Here is a 21,279-nt window from a genome sequence, read left to right as displayed (position 1 = left end):
CCTTATACTAAGCGCATTAAATTAAGGAGCTTGACCATGAGCAATATTGTGGATAGCAACGAAACCGAAGGCATAGCTGGACACGGTTCTTTCTTCCAGCAAACCAACCTCTCTGGCGCTGAAGCCGCGAAAGCCACCGAGTGGGTACGTAAGCACGTAGACAAGCGTACCGTAGACCTCGGCGAGCGCATGGATGACATTCGCGATCACATGTGGGAGTTGGAAAAGGATGGTCAGATTATCGTCCATCGCATTACTGATGCGCATAAACCAATTGAAGTGCAAACCCTGTTTGGTTGGACCAAAAAAGTACCAACCATGCAGTTATGGCACCACAAGTCCTGCGGCCAGTGCGGGAATATCCCGGGTTACCCAACCTCCTTGCTGTGGTTCATGAACAAGTTCGGTTTTGAGCCGGGCAAGGACTACCTCGATGAAACCGACCAGACTTCTTGCACCGCCTGGAACTATCACGGTTCTGGTATCGGCAACGTCGAGTCTCTGGCGGCTGTGTTCATGCGTAATTTCCACCAGGCTTATATTTCCGGCAAACAGCATGGCTTCGAAGCAGGTCATTTCTTTCCACTGGTGCATTGCGGAACATCCTTCGGCAACTACAAGGAAATCCGCAAGTACCTGGTTGAGTCTGCTGAATTGCGCGAGCGTGTCACCAAGATTCTTGGCAAACTGGGGCGTCTTGTTGATGGCAAGCTGGTCATTCCGGAAGAGATCATTCACTACTCCGAGTGGGTGCACGTGATGCGCAATCGCATCGCTTCCGAACTGCAGACCGTCGATGTGTCCAACATTCGTGTGACCATGCACGCTGCCTGCCATTACTACAAGATGGTGCACGAAGATGCGATTTACGACCCCAGCGTTCTGGGTGGCAACCGTACCGCCGTCGGCAGCTCCGTGGCATTGGCGCTCGGCGCCCAGCTGATCGACTACTCCACCTGGTACGACTGCTGCGGGTTCGGCTTCCGGCACATTATTTCCGAACGCGAGTTCACCCGTTCCTTCACCATGGACCGCAAGATTCGTGTGGCCCGCGAAGAAGCCAATGCGGACGTGATGCTGGGTATCGACACTGGCTGTATTACCACCATGGACAAGAACCAGTGGATCGGTAAGGCTCACGATAATGATTTCGCCGTGCCTATTATGGCTGATGTGCAATTTGCTGCGCTGGCCTGTGGTGCGGACCCGTTCAAGATTGTGCAACTGCAATGGCATGCTTCCCCCTGCGAAGAACTGGTGGAGAAAATGGGCATGTCCTGGACCGAAGCCAAAAAGACATTCGAGGCATACCTCAAAGAAGTCGAGGCCGGAAATATTGAATACTTGTACAACCCCGAATTGGCACTAGGAGCGAGTTAAATGTCTGATACTGTTTTGGTTGTGGGCGCAGGCCCCACAGGTCTGTCCGCTGCCGCTGGCGTGGCTTCGATTGGCAAGAAAGTGATTTTGGTTGAAAAAGAGGCGGTCCTGGGAGGGGCGCCCATTCTGTCCGGTTATGCCAAGTTGGTTCCGTCCGGCGAGTGGGCCAAGGATGCTATCGGTCGCATGGTGAAGCGTGTCGAAGACAATGCTAATGTCACCATCCACAAATCCACCAAAGTGGTGAAAGTGGAAGGCGAGGCGGGGAATTTCACCGTTACATTATCCAATGGTCAAAGTGCCAATGTCGGCAGCATCATTCTCGGCACAGGCTTCACTCATTTTGATTCCATTAACAAACCTGAGTGGGGCTTCGGTACCTACGAAGATGTGCTGACCACCACCCAGATGGAGCAAATGGTGTCCAGCGGAAAAATTGCCTGCCCATCAGATGGGCGCGTCCCTGAACGTGTAGCGATCCTGCTGTGCGTAGGTTCGCGTGATCGGCAGATCGGTCGCGAGTGGTGCTCGAAGATTTGCTGCACTGTATCCACCAATCTGGCCATGGAAATCAAGGAAATTTCCCCACAAACCGACGTATTCATTTATTACATGGATATCCGTACTTTTGGTTTGTACGAAGACAAGTTCTACTGGAAATCTCAGGAAGAATACAAGACCAAATTCGTCAAGGCACGTATCGCCGAGGTTACAAAATCTGCCGATAACCGCTTGCTGGTCAAGGGTGAGGACACTTTGGTCAAGCGTCCTATTGTCATCCCTATGGATATCGTGGTTCATGCCATTGGCATGGATCCAAGCGAAGAAAACCCTGAGCTTGCAAAAGTGTTCGGTATTGGTCTCGAGAAACATGGCTTCGTTGAAAAAGGCGAGCAGTACACCAGCAGTTTTAGCAGTACGCGCCGCGGTATCTATGTAGGCGGTGCCGCATTGGGCCCAGAAGATATTGATACCAGCATCTCTCATGGCTTGGCTATGGCTATGCGCGCTGTTGGTGACATGAATGCTCTGGTTCAAAAAGCAGCCTGATAGCGCGGTTCCTGTCGGTGAGGCTGACACGATTGTGCCGGCAACATTGTCAGTAACCCTAGACCCCGGTCTGTTCCAGCAGCACTTTGCGAAGCTGGGTAGCCAGGCGGAAGAATCGGCTGGGCTGGAGGCGTTGCTGGCCAGTCTGCAGATGAAAAGCCAGTTGTTTTCCAGTTTGCTTAACCCGCAAAGCTTTCCTACCTTGTCGATGGAGGGTATCGAAGCGTTACTGGAAACGGTATTTTCTGCCCGACGTCGGCTATTCCCGGCGCTACAAACGTTAGGTGTTGAGGCGGCGCGGGGCGCTATTCATGAGCTGCTGTATGGGGATATGGCTCTGGTTGAACGATTGCAGGCATTTTCAGAAATCGTACCGATAGATGAAACAGCAGACAAGGAAACGCGTAAGCAGGCCGCCAAAAATCGGCGCGCAGCGTTTGATTTTGGAGCTGAGATGCTGCATTTCAATAACCCGGTCAAGTATCCGCTGATGACGCGTTGGGTGTGGGATCAGAATACGGTGAGTGGCGCATTGCGCGAATTTATCCGGGGTAATGATTCCTTACCCGATGTGCCGCTGGGTAATAGCCCCGAGATGTTTGAAGGAGCGCGTGCCTGGCTGGCAGAGCAGATTGCCGAACAGGGTTTATACAAAGATGTGCCGTTCTGGATCGATCTGGTGGAGGCACAGGCTTACTCGGAGTATTTTCGCTCAATGGCGGAAGGCATGTTGAGCGCGGATTTCGGCCGGGGTATAACGCCGCAAGAGCAGCTGAAAAAGTTTCTTGGTATCGATGCGGAACGCAAGGCGGGGCAGTCCAGAGTCAAGCGCGACGTGGTTCATTAAGTCCATATTTGTGCGAAATTAATAATGGGGCAGCGGGTGCTCCGGGTTTTAGATTTTAGGAGAAGCTTCGATGGCAATTCACGAAAAAACACTGATCGATGCTGATCGTCTGATTACCAGCGACAAACTGGTGGTAGACGGGGTAGACGTGTCAGGTCACTGGAATACGATGATCCTGCCGCGCACGCTGAAGGATTACGACGATGATTTTGAAACGAAAATCAAAACGTATTCCGGTGCCGAGAACGTTCACCGTTGCTGGCAGTGTGGGTCATGCACAAACTCTTGCACGATGTACGCGCAGAATACCGATTTCAACCCGCGCTACTGGATTTATCTGGTTCGTCTCGGCCTCAAGGACGAAATCCTGAAAGACAAGGATATTATCTGGCAGTGTGTTTCGTGCAATAAATGTACCAATATCTGCCCGAAAGATGTGCGTCCGGAAGGCGTCATGAAAGCGCTGGCGCACTGGATCGAAGAAGAAGGTTACGGTAGCAAATCCAATTCCAGTATTTTTGATGAAGAATTCACCCGTCAGTGCCTGGAACGCGGCCGCATTGAAGACTCTGAAGTGATGAGCAATTTCTTCAAGAACTCCAAGCAGGACATGATGCAAATGGCGCTGCATGGCTGGCTGGGTATTTTTGTTGCGCGCATGAACAAATGGACCGAGTTACGCCAGGGTAATGTGTTCAGATTCCTGTCCCGTACACCCATCATGCACTCGCTGCACATGGGGCTGTCGATGTTCATCAAGCCAAAAACGAAGTCCTGGGGTCGTACCGGTGACGTATTGAAACAGTATGTGAAAGAACAGAAGGAGTTGGCACATGGCTAAAGTTGCCTACTATCCGGGTTGCGCGCTGGAGGGTTCAGGCGGCCCTTATGACCGTTCTACCCGTGCGCTGGTCAAGAGCCTCGGTCTGGAAATGGAAACATTGCAGGACTGGAACTGCTGTGGCGCGATGGAGGTGAAAAACGTTCACCCCATGCTGCAAACCTATATGTCCGCCCGCAATATGGCGATCGCCAGTGAGCAAATGGGCTACGATACAGTGATGGCGCCCTGCAATGGCTGCTATCACAATTTGAAGAAAGCCGAGTATGAACTCGCCACCTCAGAGGAGTCACTGAAAACCCTGCAGGATCTGGCCAAGAAATCCGACGACCCGGTCTATAAGGGCGATGTGCGTACCGTGCACCTGCTCGAGTGGCTGATGGAGGATCTGGGTACCGAAGGGATTAAACAGAAAATCTCCAAGAGCCTGAACGGCATCAAGATTGCCAACTACTACGGCTGCATGTATACGCGTCCGCGTCAGATTTTTCCAGAAAAAGACCAGGGCCCCGGTTCGGAGTCCAGCTACAAGCCGCACTTCATGGATGACCTGCTCGCTGCGGCTGGAGCCGTTAACGTGGATTTCCCGCTGAAAACCGCATGCTGTGGAGGGGCGCATACACTGTCCGATGCGGATACTTCAACCCAACTGGTGCTGAATATCATCCAGGCGGCAGAAGACGCGGGTGCAGAAGTGATCGCTACTGAATGCCCGACCTGCCACTCTGGTCTGGAAATGCACCAAGTGCGTGCGGAAACTGAATTCGGCATCAAGACCCATGTGAAGATCCTATACTTTACCCAGTTACTGGGACTGGCTATGGGATTGTCTGCACGTAAACTGGGTGTGCATGAGAACGTCAGCGATTCGCTGGACTTTCTCCATGCCAAGGGCGTAGTCTAAGCACACCAGTGCGGCCATGCGGCCTGACCGCAAACCGCGGGCCGGCAATAATTGGGCGCGTACACCGCGCCCAATTTATTTCAGTCAGTTATTTCGTCAACCAATATAGCGCCATAACACAACAATATGGAATGCAATGGCTGCGAGTTCCGCTCGGAACTCTATTATGATGACCAATACCAGATTTGGGTTCGCCGTGAGGAAGACGGTAGTCTGACTGTCGGCATGACGGATATTTCACAAACGGTGGCGGGTAAGATTTTACACGTGCGCGTGCGCCGTCCAGGAACATTGCGCCCTGTTGGCAAGCCTGTTGCGACGATTGAAAGCGGTAAATGGGCAGGCCCCGTCCCTAACGTATTCGATTGCGTCATAGAAGAAGCCAATCATAGTGTGCTGGAGGACCCGAATCTGCTGAATATCGAACCCTACGAAGCATGGATTGCGCGGGTAAGGCCGTCTGGTACCGCGGAAGAAGCCCTGTCCGTCTTGTTGACCGGCGATGCAGCGCAAGCTGGGTATTGCGAACGTGCCCGGCGTGAAGACATACACTGTGAGCGAGGTGCGCGCTGATGGCGGACCACCATTATCTGGACAACGAAGAAAAATCCGTTGTTATCGTCATGACCAGTGGCCCGTCTACTCCGCACCGCTGTGCCACGCCATTTTATATCGGATCTATACTTGCTTCGATGGATTCAGATGTGCACATCTTTTTTACCATGGAAGGCGTCATGCTGGCCAAAAAAGGCGTGGCTGAAAATCTGGCGGCAATGAAAGATGGTAAAACCATTCTTGAATTTATTCGCGATGCGAAAGCGGCTGGAGTAAAATTGCATTTATGCAAGCCGGCGATGCCTGGTTACGATCTTGATGTTGGCGATCTCATTGCAGAGATTGATGAAGTATCCAATGCAGGCGCGCTTGCCGATTTGATTTTGAGCAGCGACAAATCCATGTATTTCTGATTTGGCGCTGTGAGCTAGATTTCGCTTAAATCTTGCGGAACCGCCTGCAAAATATGCAGGCACTAAATGTTTGATTGAATTTCATTCTGAGGAGAAATGAGCATGGCAACAGTACGTGGTTGTAATCTACCTGACGATCTTTTCTACAACGTTGACAACAACGTATGGGCACGCCGCGAAGCAGACGGCACACTGACCATTGGCATGACAGCCTACGCTTGTTCACTGGCGGGCGAGATCGTTTCGTATACCCCGAAAAAAGTAGGTAAGGAAATCGAACAGAACAAATCGGTTTGCACGGTTGAATCCGGCAAATGGGTTGGTCCGGTGAAAGCTCCGGTGACCGGCGAAATCCTTGCTACCAATCCTGATGTAGCCGGTAAACCCGGCACCATCAACGCTGACCCTTACGGTAGTGGCTGGCTGGTAAAAATGAAGCCCAGCAACTGGGATGCTGATTCGGGTGCGCTGATTACCGGCGGTGCAGTGGCGGGCGCGTTCGAAACCAAGATGGGCGCTGACGGTTTCGGCGGCTGCTAAACGCAGTCGTATTTGATTCAATAGGGGCGATGTCTAATCGCCCCTATTGTTTTCTGTAAGGATTAAAACCCTATGCTAATTGGGGTTTCAGGTAAACACTAATGAGTGATTGGCTGGAAGTCGTTGAACGTGTTGAGCCGCTGGATGGCATCGAACTGGATGCCACCCTGGTCGGGCAAATGCAGCAAAGATATGCGCAGGTGCGCGGTGAAGGTGTTGGGCGCGTGAATTTTTACACGCCGACCTTCAAGGCGTTTGCCAGTTCGGAAATTGCCGGTTGCGGAAAAAGTGCCTGGCCTGCGGTATCCATTACCGGGGGCGATTGCAAATTGCAATGCGACCATTGCAAGGCCAAAATTCTGGAGCCGATGATTGCTGCGCGCAGCCCGGAAGATTTATGGCGTGTGGTCAACGAGCAGATCAATGGCGGCGCTCAGGGCATGCTGTTAACCGGCGGCTCCAACCACCGCAATGAAGTCGAATACGACGACTACTACGCAACCATTCGACGCATCAAGGATAGCTTCCCGGAATTCAAGATTGCCATGCATACCGCACTGGTGGATATGGATATCGCGCGGCGCATGGAAGACAGCGGTATCGATGCGGCAATGATGGACGTGATTGGCTCGCAGGATACGATCACCCAGGTCTATCATTTGCGCCGTAGCGTGGATGACTTCGAGAAAACCCTCGAATACCTGGTTTCGACCAAGCTCAAGGTCGTACCGCACATCGTGATAGGCCTGCATTACGGGCACCTGCTGGGCGAATGGAATGCGCTGGAAATCATCCAGCGTCATCAACCCCAGGCGGTCGTGCTAGTGGTGGTGATGCCGTTTTATGCACCGGAAAATCGCCCCTTCGTTACCCCGGATAGCCGCGAAGTCGGACGTTTCTTCATGGATGCCCGCGCCGCGCTGCCGGATGTGCCTTTGCTGCTCGGCTGTGCCCGCCCGCCCGGCCGTACCAAGGTGGAGATCGACAGCTACGCCGTAATGGCCGGCCTCAATGGTCTGGCGCATCCATCGGATGGCATGGTGGAACTTGCCGTGCGTCTGGAACGCGATGTGCGTGTCACCCCGGCGTGTTGCTCCATCGCAATTGGCGATGAAGTGATGGCGATTGAAACCGCAGACGCCGGTCTGCAAGTAGACATCCAGAAAGTCATCGAACACGAGCGCATGAAGCGCCCTACTTTTGCTGCGGCCGGTTCGCTCGGCGGCATCAAGGTAGTGATGGCTGGCCAGCCCGAAGCCGTGGGCGGCTGCTGTAGCTGAACAGGATTAATGACGTGACCACCTGGCGTTTACTCGATACCGGCCTGCGACCCGCAGCGCAAAATATAGCGTTGAATCGGGCTTTGCTGGAAGCGCGCCAGCAAAATGCCAGCCTCAGCACACTGCGTTTTTTGCGTTTTGAGCCGTGCGCGCTGTTGGGTTATCACCAGAGTGCCGAGCAGGAACTCAATCTGGACTATTGCCGCGAACACGGCGTCACCATCCAGCGCCGTATTACCGGCGGTGGCGCAATCTATTTCGACACCACCCAGATAGGGTGGGAGCTGTACCTGCACAAGCATGAACTGGGCACGGCAGACATGACCGAAATCTCGCGCCGTATCTGTGAAGCGGCCGCACGTGGAATCTCGACGCTGGGTGTGGATGCCAAATTCCGCCCGCGCAACGATATCGAAGTGGACGGACGTAAAATATCCGGCACCGGTGGGGCGTTTGACGGCGATGCCTTGATGTACCAAGGCACGCTGCTGATCGAATTCGATGTGGAAAAAATGCTGCGCGTGCTCAAAATTCCTGCGGAAAAACTTTCTGACAAAGCCATCGCCTCGGCGCGTGAGCGCGTGGCCAACCTTGCAGATTTGTTGGATCGGGTGCCGCCGATGGCGCAGGTCCAGTCTGCACTGGCGAATGCGTTTTCTGAAGAATTTGATGTGGAATTCACCCCTGCATTGCTTACCTCGCATGAAGAGGCGCTTTATAACGACGCACTGGCTGAAATCGATCATCCAGACTGGATCAACCTGCTCGCTCGACCAGCAGTCGACCAACCCACGCTGAATGCTGTACGCAAGTTCTCCGGTGGTCTGTTGCGTGCCAGTGTGGCGTTTGACCGTACTCAGAGCCGCATCAAGCAGGTGTGGTTTTCCGGCGATGTATTCATCAGCCCGAGCCGTACGCTTGCTGACCTGGAGGCCGCCCTGCGCGACACGCTTGCCGAACAGTTGGCGCTTAACGTGAAACAGTTTTTTGCCACGCGCTCAGTCGATATGCTGACCCTGACGGCGGATGATTTTGTCAGCGTGCTGCACGAAGCACTGGCGCAGGCCAATAGCGAGGCTGCAGCATGATGCGCCAAGTCGATGTGCTGATTATTGGTTTGGGCCCGGCCGGTGCCGCTGCCGCTGTAGCCGCGGCGCATGGCGGGTTAAGCGTACTGGGTGTGGATCGCCGCCATGAAATCGGCTTGCCGGTGCAATGCGCGGAATTCATCCCGTTGCCGATGGGAAAATACGCCATGGCCGACGGCGTACTGTTACAACACATCAAGGGCATGAAAAGCTACCTGCCCTCTGGCACCGTGGCCGAGACCGATTTCCCCGGTCTGATGATAGACCGCGCTGCATTCGACCAGGCACTGGCGCACGAGGCCGCGACGCAGGGTGCGGAACTCATGCTGGATAGCCGCCTGACCAGGCTTGATGCCGCGCAATCCGTGGCGCGAGTCAAAACGTCGACTGGCGAAATCGACGTCAGCTACAAGCTGCTGATTGCCGCCGATGGCCCGCATTCTCCTGTTGCAGAGGCGCTGGGATTGCCCGAGATGGAAGTGGTAACCACGCGCCAGTACACCGTGCCGCTGAAACGCGCCTATGTGGATACCGACATCTGGCTCTCGCCCGCCTACCCTGGTGGCTATGCCTGGCTGTTTCCCAAGGGCAAGCTGGCGAATCTCGGGCTGGGGCTGGAAAAACGTTTCGCAGGCGACATGAAGGCACCGCTCGATGCGTTGCATCAGCAATTGATGGCGCAAGACCTGGTCGGTGCCGAGATCAGCTACCGTACCGGCGGCGCGATCCCAGTGGGTGGCCTGCGCGAGCATCTGGTGGTGGACAAGGTGTTGTTTACCGGCGATGCGGCCGGCCTCACCCATCCGATCACGGGTGCGGGCATCGCGGCGGCGGTGATCTCCGGCGAACGCGCCGGACAAGCTGCTGTGGCATGGTTGAAGCATAACGACCGTGCCGCGCTGGAAGATTTTGAAGAAGACATCCGCGACCAGTTCGAAGTCGCGGTAAGCCGTGCAGCGGAACGCCGCCGCTGGCTGGACAAGTTCTGGAACACCGAGGAAGCGCACGCCGATCCCTTGCACCGCAAGAGCTGGATTGCCTTCCCGGACTATTTCGCTGCTTGAATAATTGGAAACCGTGCTTTTAAGGAGAGTCGCATGAGCGCCGTACTGGATCAACCTCAAGTCGTACAGTTTTATCGCCCCAACTACCATGTCAAAACCCCCGACATGCGTTCGCCCGAGTATGTGCAAATGAGCACCGCGGCTGCGATCACGCTGGGTCTGGTGCCGGGCAACATGCACCGCACCGCCTGCACCAACTGCCTGAACCTTCTGGTGACTTATCCGGAAGGCTGTCGCGCCAACTGCACTTATTGCGGTCTGGCACGGCATCGTGAAGAGTCGCGCGATTATGCGGATCGCAACTTCATCCGCGTGGACTGGCCCACCGCACGTTACGACGAAGTCATCGAGCGCGTCAAAGTGGGAAATGACAAAGGCCAGTTCCAGCGCATGTGCATCTCCATGATCACCCATCCCAATTCCGATGCCGATACCTTCGTGCTGCTGGATAAATGGATGAAGGCGCTGCCGCATATTCCGGTGTCCATCCTGTCCAATCCCACCACCATGGAAAAAGACGACCTAGTGCGCCTGCACAAGATGGGTGCCGATATCTTTACCGTGGCGCTGGACGCAGTCACCCCGGCGATTTTCGAACGCACCCGCGGCAAGACCGTGGACAGCCCGCACCGCTACAGCAAATACTGGCAAGCCATCGAATGGGCAGCGGAAATATTCGGTCCGGAAAAATTCGGTGCCCACCTGATTTGCGGCATGGGCGAGACCGAGCAGGAGATTCTCGAAGTCTGCCAGAAGATCAAGGACATGGGCGGCCACAACCATATGTTCGCCTTCTACCCCGAGCAGGGCTCGATGATGGAAGACTGGCCAGCTTGCGACAAAGGCCAATGGCGCCGCGTGCAACTGGCGCGCTTCATCATTGACTACGCCGGCGGCCACGTCAGCAAAATGCTGTTCGATGCGGACGGCAAGGTGATCGATTTTGGCGTGCCGGAAGACGAACTGACGGATCTGGTGAATTCCGGCAAGCCGTTCCAGACTTCCGGCTGTCCCGGCAAGGACGACGAAGAAGTGTCTGCCTGCAATCGCCCGTATGGCGATTCCAGTCCTTCCGACATCCTCTCGTTCCCGTTCGCGCTGGCGCGCAAGGACGTGGAAATCGTCAAGCGCCAGATGGCCGGTGAAGAGATTGGTGCCGGGCTGATTTAAGTAATCCGCCTTGAGCAAAAAAGTCGGGTGCCTAGGCACCCGACTTTTTTGTTGCAGAAATGCAACATCGCTCTGAATTGCCCACGCAATGGTCTTGTGCAGGTCAATGTGACAAGTGTACTATTCGTCAAAATCATAATAAATAAATGTCAGCGTTGTTCTTAATTTTAATAATCCTTGGAGACTACATAAATGAAACTCAAAAAATTGATTGGCCTGATGGCCGTTGCCGGTTTTGCACTGCCTGGCGCAGCCATGGCAACCAACGGTTATTTCTCGAGCGGTTACGGCATGAAAGCCAACGGTATGGGCGGCGCAGCGACAGCGATGGCAGATGATGCATTCGGCGGTGCCAACAACCCAGCCAGCATGGTGTTCGCGGGCGACCAGCTTAATCTGGGCGTGAGCCTGTTTTCACCCAAGCGTTCGGCGAGTCGCATTAATTCTTCTTTTGGTGGTCCAGATCCTGGCCGTAATTTCTCTCAAGATAGTGATAGCAATTACTTTCCTGTTCCTGAGTTCGGCTACAATAAAATGCTCAACCCCAATATGTCGCTGGGCGTGACCGTGTATGGCAACGGTGGTATGAATACCGATTATGCAGGCGCAGTGATCCCGGCAAATTACTGTGGCGCGGGCGCGCCAGCTTCCAATGCTCTTTGCGGCCAAGGTCGACTTGGTGTTGATCTGATGCAGTTGATCGTTGCCCCTACCGTGGCGTTCAAGATTGCTCCCAACCACTCCATTGGTATTTCACCTTTGATTGGTTACCAGACCTTCAAGGCCGATGGTCTGCAAGCATTCATCCCTTATTCAAGCAGTAAGGGGGACGTTACCAATAGAGGTTATGACCATGCCTTTGGCTACGGTCTGCGTGTTGGATATATGGGAAAAATCACGCCAACGATCACTATTGGTGCTGCGTATGCCACGAAAATGAACATGCAGAAATTCGATCGGTACAAGGGCCTGTTCGCCGATCAGGGTGGGTTTGACCTGCCGGAGAACTACAATCTGGGTATTGCTTTCCAGGCCACGCCTGAATTGACCCTGGCGCTGGACTATCAGCGTATCAATTATAGCGGCGTGAATTCCATTGCCAATCCCGGCAAGAATCTTCTTCTTGGCAATGCACTGGGCGCGTCCAATGGCCCCGGCTTTGGCTGGCAGGATGTGGACGTCTGGAAGCTGGGTGCGGCGTATCAATACAACAAACAGTGGACGCTGCGTGCGGGTTACAACCATGGTGACAACCCAATCCAGGCGAGTGATGTGACCTTCAACATCATCGCTCCGGGTGTGGTCAAGGATCACGCTACCTTGGGTGTGACTTACCTGACCAATTCAGGTGATGAACTGACGGTGTCTTACATGCATGCGTTTGAGAACTCGGTATCCGGCCCGTCACTCGTCATGGGCGGCACTGAAACCATCAAAATGTACCAAAATTCGATTGGCATCGCTTACGCCTGGAAGATGTAAGCAAGCTGATCTGAGTTAGTCTGTTTCAAAAGCAGTACAATCAGGCTGAGGGTTAATCCCCTCGGCCTTTTTGTTTTTTACCCGGTTAAAACAGCAGTGTGATGGCAATGAAACGTGCATTGGGAGTGTTGTTGTTCTTGTTATGGTCGCCGTGGGCGCTGGCGGTGGCGCCCTACATTTCCGCAGATCGGGTGGCGGCCGGCGACGTGGCGCAGGTGCTGGCGGCGGTCGAGAAAAAAACCGGGGCTGCCGGGTTGACCACGCTGGGCAAATATCAGATACAAGGCATGCCGCAGTATGCCGTGCTGGTGGTCAGCGACAAGGGTATTCTGGATGCCATCCACCGTATCGGTGGCAGCAATATAGTCGGGGCCGGGATACGCATTGGCGTGCAGAGCGATGGCACGGTTTCCTACATGAATCCGGACTACTGGTACCGCGCTTTTTTCCGCAACAACTTTGTTCGCGAGCAGGCGGCTGTCAAAGCCGTGCAGGAAAGATTGGCGCAGGCGCTGGGCGTGGGTGCCGGGTTTGGCGGCGACGAACGCGCTGCATTTCTGCCCGAGTATCGCTATATGCCAGGCATGGAGCGTTTCGATTCGGACAAGAACGAACTCAATACATTGCCTGATTTCAATGCTGCCGTGACGACAGTGCGCGACAATCTGGCCAAAGGCGTTAATCATACTGCCGAGGTGTATGAGGTGGTCATGGCGGATAAAAAAATCGCCGTATTTGGTGTTGCCATGAATGACGACAAAACGGGCGATGGTCGCTGGGTATACACAGTCGGCGGTGCGGATTACATTGCCGGCCTTCCCTATGAAATCTATATTGTGGGTAACAAAGTGTATTCCCTCTATGCTCGTTATCGTATTGCACTGGGCTGGCCGAATCTGAGCATGGGGCATTTCACGCGTATCGTCGAGATTCCGGACGAAATCCGCGCGACCATGGGCAGGGTGGCGGGAACAACTCCTGAACATTAAAATAGCACTATCCATTGCCCCGCTGCGGCGGGGCTTTTTGTTGCAGGGCGACGCCAAATTCGTCACACTCTAAAGTTCGAAAATCAGGAAAGATCAGCCATGAAATCGATTAAAGTCACCGATGTGGGTTCGTTAAAAAACGAACTGAACAAGTACAAGAAGGGCAAGAAGCTCGATATACGCTATTTCAACCAGGCCGCGCGTATGGCCTGGCTGGGCAAAATCAGCATGAGCCCGGTGGATGCGGAAGACCCGGATTGCAAGTCCTGGTTGCTGCATGTGCAGGCGCCCGAGGGGTTTGCCGCGCATTTCGTGGATGTGGACGAGGACCTGATTAATGAAATCCATATTCTGGACGCCGAACAGGGGCAATATCTGGTGGAAATCATGCGTGCGGGCCTCACTGCCCGCGCCGAAGAACTGGAGGCGCTGAATCGGCGCGATTTCTATTTCGGCAAGTTTTTCAAGGAAAACAAACCTGACGAGGGAGGCGAGCCATCCGCCTCCTGAGGGCGCGCTGGATTGATTTAGGCTGCTGCGACCCGTGGGATTACCATGCCACCTACGCAGGTGTGGCAGAAGCCATGCAGCCCGGCGATTTACCAGCCGTGGTATGGGGCAGACCACAGCCGCATATTTGCCTCGGGCAGCATCAATCCGCGTCGGTTGAGTTGAACGCCGCATACTCGGACGTGCCCATTGTGCGGCGTCCGCTGGGCGGCGGCGGGGTCTGGGTGGATAGCGATCAGGCGTGTGTGGCGCTGGTCGCGCCGCTGGATTTTTTTCCGTTTCGCTCCGCTGACTGGTACGCCCACGCTTTGCAGCCCATGGTGCAGGTTTATCACGAGGCAGGCCTGCCGGTCACGCTGGCGGCACAGGATATCTGGCTGCATGGCAGCAAGCTCGCAGGCAGCGGCGCCGCCACCATAGGCCGCGCCGGCGTGGTGGGGTCGAGCTTCATGCTGGATTTCCCCATCGAACAGTTTGCCGGACGGGTCGCTTCTCCATCTGATGGCTTTCGCCAGTGGTTGATCGAAGCGTTACGTGCATCGCTTACCTCTTGGTCGCAACATGCCAGCGTGCCCGACTGGGAGTGGTTATCCATGGTGTATCGGCGCGCTGCCAATAACCAGTTCGGCTGGCGCTGGGAGCAGTCACTGTTGCGCGAGGATGAGCGTGCAGCCAGTGACGAATGGCGCACAGAGCTGATCCCGGATCATCAGGGCAGCGCACGCATGGTGCCGCACGGCATCAAGATCAACGCCGCCTGTTACCTGACCGAGCGCCAGTATGATACTGGCTGGGTGCGGGTGCTGACCCAGGAAAGGCGTGTGGTGCGGGTGGCGCTGTCCGTCGCGCCCGGTTTGCCGGAGACGCTATTGGCCAGTGAACCCGATTCAATTGCTGCTGAGCTGGCGACTTATCTCGATAGCGCTGCGGCACAACTCTGGGCGCAGCGCATAACCGAGACCGCTCATTTCAATCCGGAGGCCATATGAGTCAACCTACCATCGAAGCGCGTCTGCAACGCAAATTCATTCTGATGAGCAACGATGCTGGCATCGCAGCGCAATTGCGCGCACAACTGCCGCAGGGCTGGCAGATGGTGGAAACCCTGGATTTGGAGAGTTTGGGTGAATTCCACGACATCCTGCTGCATCGCTTCATTTTTTTAGACCTGGATACCCTGACCGATGACTTCGACCCGCAGGACGCGATACGTCAGGTACGCATGGAGTGGATGCTCAACGTGCCGATATTCTGCTTTGGCGGCAGTCAGGACGAGCGCGATCAGGCCAGGCTGAACCGTGCCGACCGCTTCTTTGAGCGTGACGAAGTGGTGGAGCGGGTAGGGCAGTTCTGCCACCAGTATCGCTGGGGAGAATAACCCCCACCATGCCGGATCCAGGCCGGCATGACGGATTCAGTTCTGCGCCGCCAGGCGGCTCAACTGGTCTTGCAGTTTGCCCAGCGTGTCCTTGAAATCCGTCAGACGCTGTTTTTCCTGATCCACCACGGCAACCGGGGCGCGGTCCACGAAGCTGGCGTTGCCCAGCTTGGCTGCGCATTTGGTGATTTCGCCCTGCAGGCGCGCGATTTCTTTTTCCAGCCGGGCTTTCTCCGCGTCCCGATCTATTTCGATCAGCAGCATCAGCCTGATGTCACCGACGATGGCAACGGGAGCGTCGCCGGGCGGCAGTTCGGCGCTGATTTTGACCTCGCTCAATTTGGCCAGCGCCGCAAGGTAAGGCGCGAAGCGGGTGAGCGCGCTGGCATCGCCGCTGATGGCCATGGGCACTTTCAGCGCAGGTGACAGACTCATTTCACCGCGCAGGCCGCGCGTGGCGTTGATGAGGTCCTTAAGCAGGGCGATGCGTTCGCAGGCGCCAGCGTCCACTTTGGCTGCGTCGGCCAGCGGGTAAGGCTGGGTCATGATGCTGGCGCCGTGTTTGTCCGCCAGCGGTGCCACGGTGTGCCAGAGTTCCTCGGTAATGAACGGGATAATCGGGTGCGCCAGACGCAGCGCGGCCTCCAGCACGCGCACCAGGGTGCGGCGTGTGGCGCGGGCGGCAGCCTCGTCGCCGCTATTGATCTGTACCTTGGCGAGTTCCACATACCAGTCGCAGTATTCGTCCCAGACAAATTCATAAACGGCGCGCGCAGCCATGTCGAAGCGGTAGTCGGCGAAGGCACTGGCGACCTCGGTTTCGGCCTGCTGCAGGCGGCTGATGACCCAGTGGTCCGCATCGGAATACGTGAGGGGCAGGCTGTCGTCCAGTCCCACGTCCTTGCCTTCGCAGTTCATCAGCACGAAGCGCGTGGCGTTCCACAGCTTGTTGCAGAAATTGCGGTAACCGTCGGCGCGTTGCAGGTCGAACTTGATGTCGCGACCATGGGTGGCGAGGCTGGCGAAAGTGAAACGGATGGCATCGGTGCCGAAGGCCGCGAAGCCATTCGGATAGTCGGTGCGGGTCTGTTTGGCGATGGCCTGCGCCTGCTTGGGATTCATCATGCCGGTGGTGCGCTTGGCGATCAGGCTGTCGAGGTCGATGCCGTCGATCAGGTCGAGCGGGTCAATTACGTTGCCCTTGGACTTGGACATTTTGTTGCCGTGGGCATCGCGTACCAGGCCGGTCACATACACTTCCCGGAATGGCACTTCGCCGGTGAAATGCAGCGACATCATCACCATGCGTGCGACCCAGAAAAAGATGATGTCAAAGCCGGTGACCAGTACCGAGCCGGGCAGGAAAGCGCCCAGTTCAGGGGTTTTTTGCGGCCAGCCCAAGGTGGAGAACGGCCACAGTGCGGAGGAGAACCAGGTGTCGAGCACATCCTCGTCGCGGGTCAGCGGCCGGCCAGCGGCAAGTTTGCTCGCCTCGGCTTCGCTGCGGGCGACGTAGTGATTGCCGTCCTCGTCGTACCAGGCGGGGATGCGATGCCCCCACCACAATTGGCGCGAGATGCACCAGTCCTGGATATTTTCCAGCCACTGGTTGTAGGTGGTGGTCCAGTTTTCCGGCACGAATCGGAGCTTGCCGGACTTGACCGCATCGAGGCCGCTCGCGCCCATTTGTTGCATTGCGACAAACCACTGATCGGTGAGCATGGGTTCGATCACGGCGCCAGTGCGGTCACCGCGCGGCACCATCAGCTTGTGCGGTTTGGCGGCGACCAGCAGGTCCTTGGCTTGCAGTTCGACGAGCAGTTTCTCGCGTGCCACGTAGCGATCCAGCCCCTGGTATTCGATCGGGCAGAGGTCGTTCATTTTGGCGTCGAGCGTCAACACGCTGATCGGCGGCAGCTTGTGGCGTATGCCCACGGCGTAGTCGTTGAAGTCGTGCGCCGGCGTGATTTTGACCACGCCGGTACCGAACGCCGGGTCAACGTAGTCATCGGCAATCACCGGGATGCTGCGCTCGGCAATCGGTAGCCGCACATGGCGGCCGACGAGATGTTTATAACGTTCGTCGTCGGGGTGCACCGCCACCGCGACGTCGCCCAGCAGGGTTTCCGGGCGGGTGGTGGCGACTTCGACAAAGCCGTCCTCGCCTTCGATTGGGTAGCGGATGTGCCACAGGAAGCCGTCCTCTTCTTCGGATACCACTTCCAGGTCGGACACCGCCGTGCCCAGCACCGGATCCCAGTTGACCAGACGCTTGCCGCGATAAATCAGCCCTTCGTTATAGAGCTTTACGAATACTTCCGTCACCGCCTCGGACAGACCGGCGTCCATGGTGAAGCGTTCGCGTGACCAGTCGCACGAGGTGCCCAGACGGCGCATCTGGCGGGTGATGGTGGAACCGGAGTGTTCCTTCCATTCCCATACTCTTTTCAGGAAAGTTTCGCGCCCGAGCTGATGCCGCGACTCGCCTTTGGCGTCGAGCTGGCGTTCCACCACGATCTGGGTGGCGATACCGGCGTGGTCCGTGCCGGGCTGCCACAGGGTATTGTCGCCCTGCATGCGGTGGTAGCGGATCAGTGCGTCCATCAGCGTATGCTGGAACGCATGGCCCATATGCAGCGTGCCGGTGACGTTGGGCGGCGGCAGCATGATGCAGTAAGCGGGGCGGCTGGCGTCCATGCTGGGACGGAAATAGCCGGACTGTTCCCAGTGCTGATACCAGCGTTGCTCGATGTCGCGGGGTTCGAAGCTTTTGGCGAGTTCCATGATGCGAGAAGTTGAGGCTTAAAACCCGCGATTATACCGGATTGGACGGGTTCCCCGGGGTGTTGGCAGGATGAATGCCATGTCTGGCCAGTTCTTCGACGACCGCCTCGCGTACGAGCGATTCCATGTCGAGAGCAAGCTGGGTCAGCAGCGTGGATAAAGTTTCGTCAACGACGCGGCGCAGGCGTTGCGCCACCACGGTATTGACTTCGTGCATGAGATGGCCGTCGATCATGCCAAGTACGTGGGTGGCAACCGAAGTGGCAAGCAGCTCGGCCAGCTCGGGACTGGTAAAGGCCTCGGGGATATTGTCAGTGGGCACAACCAAATGAGTGATTTCCACCGAGGCGTCAGGCGTTTCGGCTTGCGGTGCATGTTCGGGGCTGATGAACTCGCTGGTACTATTGTCCGTCGCTTCGGCTGGTTCAGGGATTTCCTCAATGGTTTCAGGCGCTGCCTGCGTATCGTCGGGTGGCGCGTCGAGGAGTAAATTGTCCGTCGCTTCGGCTGGTTCAGGGATTTCTTCGATGGTATCAGGCGTTGCCTGCGTATCGTCGGGTGGCGCGTCGAGGAGTAAATTGTCCGTCGCTTCGGCTGGTTCAGGGATTTCTTCGATGGTATCAGGCGTTGCCTGCGTATCGTCGGGTGGCGCGTCGAGGAGTAATTCGCCGCGCCAAACGATATCGGTCAGAACCGGTGTGGCGACAATGGCATAGGAGTCGTCCTGTTCGGTTTGGATGAATGCTTCAGGGATGTTGACGGTTTCATCCTCTGGTCGAGGCGCGGTGATTTCCTCTGTGAAGTCAGGGAGAGGTTGCGGAGCAGAGGAAGGCAGGTCTGCAATGATTTCGCCGCGCCGCACGATGTCAGTTAAAACCGGAAACGGAGTTGCCTCGGCTACGGCTTCTGCGGGTGGAGGGGAGGCGGGTTCAGTCTCGAGTTTCACCGGCGCATCACGATGCTTACCCATGAGCGTCTGCATTTTATCCAGCAGTTGATGCATCGGATCAGTCATGTTTGTTTTTCACGCAGGTCATGACTGTGCATCTCGTAGCCGCGCTGTTTGTAAAAACGCCAGCGCAAACGCGCCGCATCCTGGTCGGCGCTGTCCAGCGAAACAATTTCGATCAGGCGTTCAAAGCGGCTGAAAAACGTCGGCGTGGTGTCATGCAAATTGATCAGCACATTGTCGTGCGGCAGGTGGTCGGCGGTCTCGCCCAACACCACGGGCGTGGCGCTGGCGTGCGGTGCGGTACAACCACAGTGCGGCAAAAAACTGTTGGCCGGAACCTCCCACAGGCGCTTGTCCATATCGGCCACCACCCGGCTGTCGGGCGAGTAGAGCATGACTTTCAGCCCCTGCCGATAGGCCTTGCCGGTGAGCACGCGCGCCAGTTCAAGTTTGTCCGGCGCGTGCGTATAAAAATCCACGCGCGTCATTTGGGCCGGCCGGCACGCTTCACCAGGAAATGCACCAGAAGCGGCACAGGGCGCCCTGTGCTGCCTTTGTCCTTGCCGGATTTCCATGCTGTGCCGGCGATGTCGAGATGCGCCCAGTCGTATTTTTTGGTGAAGCGCGACAGGAAACAGGCAGCAGTGATGGAGCCGCCTGCGCGGCCGCCGATATTCGCGATGTCGGCAAAATTGCTGTCCAGCTGCTGCTGGTAGTCATCCCACAGCGGCAGGCGCCATACGCGATCTTGCGCGGCAGTGCCGGCGTGTTCGATTTCTCGTGCCAGGCTGTCGTGATTGCTGAACATGCCGGTGGCGTGGTGGCCCAGTGCGATCACGCAGGCGCCAGTGAGGGTGGCGATGTCGATCACCGCGGCCGGCTCAAAACGTTCGCTATAGGTGAGTGCATCGCACAGAATCAGGCGGCCTTCGGCATCGGTGTTGAGGATTTCGATGGTCTGGCCGGACATCGAGGTGACAATATCCCCCGGCTTGTTGGCGTCGCCATCCGGCAGATTTTCACAAGTGGGAATGACGCCGACCACATTGAGCGGCAGTTTCATTTCGGCGATGGCGCGTAGCGTACCGAGCACGCTGGCGGCGCCACACATATCGTATTTCATTTCATCCATTTCGGCGGCGGGCTTGAGCGAAATGCCGCCCGCGTCAAAGGTGATGCCTTTTCCAACCAATACAATGGGTTTGTCGCCCTTTTTGCCGCCGTTGTGGTGCAACACAACCAGTTTGGGCGGTTGCCGGCTGCCTTTCGCTACCGACAGGAATGAGCCCATGCCGAGCTTTTCGATGTCTTTTTTGTCCAGTACCTCGCATTTGAGTTTGTGCGATTTAGCCAGTGCCTGCGCCTGCCCGGCCAAGTAGGTAGGGGTGCATACGTTACCGGGCAAGTCACCCAGCATTTTAGCCAGGCTCATGCCGGCGCCTATTGCCAGGCCTTGTGCCAGGGCAGCTTCGGCGCTTGCCTGCTGTTGGCTGTCGCTAATGCCAAAAGTCAGTTTGCGCAGTTTGGAGGGAGATTTATCCTGTTTGCTTTTTAGCTTGCCCGGCTGGTACTGGCTGGCTTCGGCGGCGATGACCAGTTGCTCGATATTCCACGCCAGGTCGCGGCCTTTGACACTGGTTTGAATCAGATAGATGGCCGCATCGGCGGCACCGCAGCCAGCAAGTGCCTTAAGCATTGCATTACTGGCATCAGCGTAGGCCTTTTCGTTCATATCGCGCTCACGGCCGAGTCCGACCAGCAATACTCGTTCACATATCGTGCCCGGTACCTTGTGTAGCAGGCAAGTGCTGCCAAGTCGCCCGTCCATGTCGCCATGGCGCAAGATGTCAGTCAGATACCCTCCGGCCTGTTGGTCGATTTGCGTGGCGGCAGGCGAGAGTTTGCGCGATTCATGTACGCCCACCACGAGACAGGCGGTACGTTGTTTTTCAGGGCTGGTACTTTTTATGCTAAATTCCACCGATGTACTCCTTAATATTTTCTGCGTGATTTCCAAACAGCGACTTGTAAGACCTGAAACACTTCAATGCA

21 protein-coding genes are annotated in these 21,279 nt (G+C 56.1%); 17 read left to right on the top strand and 4 right to left on the bottom strand.

Annotation, left to right across the window (positions count from 1 at the left end; genetic code table 11):
• The first annotated feature begins 36 nt into the window (after window positions 1-36).
• The 17 genes from EI185_RS09265 to EI185_RS09185 all read left to right on the top strand — a co-directional run bounded on the left by EI185_RS09265 (window position 37) and on the right by EI185_RS09185 (window position 15,491).
• Window positions 37-1,380 carry a heterodisulfide reductase-related iron-sulfur binding cluster gene (locus EI185_RS09265; RefSeq protein ID WP_124704855.1) on the top strand — a complete coding sequence of 448 codons (1,344 nt, stop codon included), beginning with the start codon at window positions 37-39 and terminating at the stop codon, window positions 1,378-1,380.
• Window positions 1,381-2,430 (top strand): CoB--CoM heterodisulfide reductase iron-sulfur subunit A family protein, encoded by a 1,050-nt coding sequence (locus EI185_RS09260; RefSeq protein ID WP_124704854.1) that lies wholly within the window; start codon window positions 1,381-1,383, stop codon window positions 2,428-2,430.
• On the top strand, window positions 2,405-3,277 hold the full coding sequence (locus EI185_RS09255) for a hypothetical protein (RefSeq protein ID WP_124704853.1): 873 nt from the start codon (window positions 2,405-2,407) through the stop codon (window positions 3,275-3,277). The genes EI185_RS09260 and EI185_RS09255 overlap by 26 nt, the downstream gene beginning before the upstream one ends.
• A 70-nt stretch (window positions 3,278-3,347) precedes the next feature.
• A complete protein-coding gene (locus tag EI185_RS09250) occupies window positions 3,348-4,118 on the top strand; it encodes a 4Fe-4S dicluster domain-containing protein (protein WP_124704852.1) in 771 nt (256 codons plus the stop codon).
• Window positions 4,111-5,022, top strand: a complete 912-nt coding sequence (locus tag EI185_RS09245; protein WP_124704851.1) for a CoB--CoM heterodisulfide reductase iron-sulfur subunit B family protein — start codon at window positions 4,111-4,113, stop codon at window positions 5,020-5,022. The genes EI185_RS09250 and EI185_RS09245 overlap by 8 nt, the downstream gene beginning before the upstream one ends.
• Window positions 5,023-5,148: 126 nt before the next feature.
• Window positions 5,149-5,595, top strand: a complete 447-nt coding sequence (locus tag EI185_RS09240) for a biotin/lipoyl attachment domain-containing protein (protein WP_124704850.1) — start codon at window positions 5,149-5,151, stop codon at window positions 5,593-5,595.
• Window positions 5,595-5,990, top strand: coding sequence for a DsrE family protein (locus EI185_RS09235; protein WP_124704849.1), 396 nt, complete (start codon window positions 5,595-5,597; stop codon window positions 5,988-5,990). Before EI185_RS09240 ends, EI185_RS09235 begins: the two co-directional genes overlap by 1 nt.
• Before the next feature lie 102 nt (window positions 5,991-6,092).
• A complete protein-coding gene (locus EI185_RS09230; protein WP_124704848.1) occupies window positions 6,093-6,530 on the top strand; it encodes a glycine cleavage system protein H in 438 nt (145 codons plus the stop codon).
• A 101-nt stretch (window positions 6,531-6,631) separates the two neighbouring features.
• Window positions 6,632-7,810, top strand: coding sequence for a radical SAM protein (locus EI185_RS09225; protein WP_124704847.1), 1,179 nt, complete (start codon window positions 6,632-6,634; stop codon window positions 7,808-7,810).
• A gap of 14 nt (window positions 7,811-7,824) precedes the next feature.
• A complete protein-coding gene (locus EI185_RS09220; RefSeq protein WP_223247759.1) occupies window positions 7,825-8,898 on the top strand; it encodes a lipoate--protein ligase family protein in 1,074 nt (357 codons plus the stop codon).
• Entirely contained in the window at window positions 8,895-9,962 is a 1,068-nt protein-coding gene (locus tag EI185_RS09215; RefSeq protein ID WP_124704845.1) for an NAD(P)/FAD-dependent oxidoreductase, read from the top strand. The genes EI185_RS09220 and EI185_RS09215 overlap by 4 nt, the downstream gene beginning before the upstream one ends.
• A 33-nt stretch (window positions 9,963-9,995) precedes the next feature.
• On the top strand, window positions 9,996-11,132 hold the full coding sequence (locus EI185_RS09210) for a radical SAM protein (protein WP_124704844.1): 1,137 nt from the start codon (window positions 9,996-9,998) through the stop codon (window positions 11,130-11,132).
• Window positions 11,133-11,324: 192 nt separating this feature from the next.
• The gene (locus tag EI185_RS09205; RefSeq protein WP_124704843.1) at window positions 11,325-12,614 is read left to right on the top strand and encodes an OmpP1/FadL family transporter; all 1,290 of its coding nucleotides are present in this window, start codon (window positions 11,325-11,327) and stop codon (window positions 12,612-12,614) included.
• A 101-nt stretch (window positions 12,615-12,715) separates the two neighbouring features.
• Window positions 12,716-13,603, top strand: a complete 888-nt coding sequence (locus tag EI185_RS09200; RefSeq protein WP_223247758.1) for a hypothetical protein — start codon at window positions 12,716-12,718, stop codon at window positions 13,601-13,603.
• Window positions 13,604-13,702: 99 nt separating this feature from the next.
• Window positions 13,703-14,113 carry a hypothetical protein gene (locus EI185_RS09195; protein ID WP_124704842.1) on the top strand — a complete coding sequence of 137 codons (411 nt, stop codon included), beginning with the start codon at window positions 13,703-13,705 and terminating at the stop codon, window positions 14,111-14,113.
• 74 nt (window positions 14,114-14,187) lie between these two features.
• On the top strand, window positions 14,188-15,102 hold the full coding sequence (locus EI185_RS09190) for a lipoate--protein ligase family protein (protein WP_124704841.1): 915 nt from the start codon (window positions 14,188-14,190) through the stop codon (window positions 15,100-15,102).
• Window positions 15,099-15,491, top strand: a complete 393-nt coding sequence (locus tag EI185_RS09185) for a hypothetical protein (RefSeq protein WP_124704840.1) — start codon at window positions 15,099-15,101, stop codon at window positions 15,489-15,491. The genes EI185_RS09190 and EI185_RS09185 overlap by 4 nt, the downstream gene beginning before the upstream one ends.
• 36 nt (window positions 15,492-15,527) lie before the next feature.
• Here the strand turns inward: EI185_RS09185 and EI185_RS09180 are convergent, their stop codons facing one another.
• The 4 genes from EI185_RS09180 to EI185_RS09165 are packed head-to-tail and all read right to left on the bottom strand — an operon-like array spanning window position 15,528 to window position 21,208.
• Window positions 15,528-18,275, bottom strand: coding sequence for a valine--tRNA ligase (locus EI185_RS09180; RefSeq protein ID WP_124704839.1), 2,748 nt, complete (start codon window positions 18,273-18,275; stop codon window positions 15,528-15,530).
• A 31-nt stretch (window positions 18,276-18,306) separates the two neighbouring features.
• A complete protein-coding gene (locus EI185_RS09175; RefSeq protein WP_124704838.1) occupies window positions 18,307-19,290 on the bottom strand; it encodes a hypothetical protein in 984 nt (327 codons plus the stop codon).
• Entirely contained in the window at window positions 19,287-19,715 is a 429-nt protein-coding gene (locus tag EI185_RS09170) for a DNA polymerase III subunit chi (RefSeq protein ID WP_124704837.1), read from the bottom strand. The genes EI185_RS09175 and EI185_RS09170 overlap by 4 nt, the downstream gene beginning before the upstream one ends.
• Window positions 19,712-21,208, bottom strand: coding sequence for a leucyl aminopeptidase (locus tag EI185_RS09165; protein WP_124704836.1), 1,497 nt, complete (start codon window positions 21,206-21,208; stop codon window positions 19,712-19,714). Before EI185_RS09165 ends, EI185_RS09170 begins: the two co-directional genes overlap by 4 nt.
• Window positions 21,209-21,279 lie beyond the last annotated feature (71 nt).

Origin of the sequence: Sulfuriferula multivorans (assembly GCF_003851125.1) — a bacterium.
GTDB classification, from domain to species: Bacteria; Pseudomonadota; Gammaproteobacteria; order Burkholderiales; family Sulfuriferulaceae; genus Sulfuriferula; species Sulfuriferula multivorans.
Note: the sequence above shows the minus strand (reverse complement) of the source record. Positions and strands in the feature narration are given on the sequence as shown.

Excerpts from the sequence above, each read along its gene's own strand:
- EI185_RS09265 (WP_124704855.1), top strand. The coding sequence starts at position 37 with ATGAGCAATATTGTGGATAGCAACGAAACCGAAGGCATAGCTGGACAC.
- EI185_RS09260 (WP_124704854.1), top strand. The coding sequence starts at position 1,381 with ATGTCTGATACTGTTTTGGTTGTGGGCGCAGGCCCCACAGGTCTGTCC.
- EI185_RS09255 (WP_124704853.1), top strand. The coding sequence starts at position 2,405 with ATGCTCTGGTTCAAAAAGCAGCCTGATAGCGCGGTTCCTGTCGGTGAG.
- EI185_RS09250 (WP_124704852.1), top strand. The coding sequence starts at position 3,348 with ATGGCAATTCACGAAAAAACACTGATCGATGCTGATCGTCTGATTACC.
- EI185_RS09245 (WP_124704851.1), top strand. The coding sequence starts at position 4,111 with ATGGCTAAAGTTGCCTACTATCCGGGTTGCGCGCTGGAGGGTTCAGGC.
- EI185_RS09240 (WP_124704850.1), top strand. The coding sequence starts at position 5,149 with ATGGAATGCAATGGCTGCGAGTTCCGCTCGGAACTCTATTATGATGAC.
- EI185_RS09235 (WP_124704849.1), top strand. The coding sequence starts at position 5,595 with ATGGCGGACCACCATTATCTGGACAACGAAGAAAAATCCGTTGTTATC.
- EI185_RS09230 (WP_124704848.1), top strand. The coding sequence starts at position 6,093 with ATGGCAACAGTACGTGGTTGTAATCTACCTGACGATCTTTTCTACAAC.
- EI185_RS09225 (WP_124704847.1), top strand. The coding sequence starts at position 6,632 with ATGAGTGATTGGCTGGAAGTCGTTGAACGTGTTGAGCCGCTGGATGGC.
- EI185_RS09215 (WP_124704845.1), top strand. The coding sequence starts at position 8,895 with ATGATGCGCCAAGTCGATGTGCTGATTATTGGTTTGGGCCCGGCCGGT.
- EI185_RS09210 (WP_124704844.1), top strand. The coding sequence starts at position 9,996 with ATGAGCGCCGTACTGGATCAACCTCAAGTCGTACAGTTTTATCGCCCC.
- EI185_RS09205 (WP_124704843.1), top strand. The coding sequence starts at position 11,325 with ATGAAACTCAAAAAATTGATTGGCCTGATGGCCGTTGCCGGTTTTGCA.
- EI185_RS09200 (WP_223247758.1), top strand. The coding sequence starts at position 12,716 with ATGGCAATGAAACGTGCATTGGGAGTGTTGTTGTTCTTGTTATGGTCG.
- EI185_RS09195 (WP_124704842.1), top strand. The coding sequence starts at position 13,703 with ATGAAATCGATTAAAGTCACCGATGTGGGTTCGTTAAAAAACGAACTG.
- EI185_RS09190 (WP_124704841.1), top strand. The coding sequence starts at position 14,188 with ATGCAGCCCGGCGATTTACCAGCCGTGGTATGGGGCAGACCACAGCCG.
- EI185_RS09185 (WP_124704840.1), top strand. The coding sequence starts at position 15,099 with ATGAGTCAACCTACCATCGAAGCGCGTCTGCAACGCAAATTCATTCTG.
- EI185_RS09180 (WP_124704839.1), bottom strand. The coding sequence starts at position 18,275 with ATGGAACTCGCCAAAAGCTTCGAACCCCGCGACATCGAGCAACGCTGG.
- EI185_RS09175 (WP_124704838.1), bottom strand. The coding sequence starts at position 19,290 with ATGACTGATCCGATGCATCAACTGCTGGATAAAATGCAGACGCTCATG.
- EI185_RS09170 (WP_124704837.1), bottom strand. The coding sequence starts at position 19,715 with ATGACGCGCGTGGATTTTTATACGCACGCGCCGGACAAACTTGAACTG.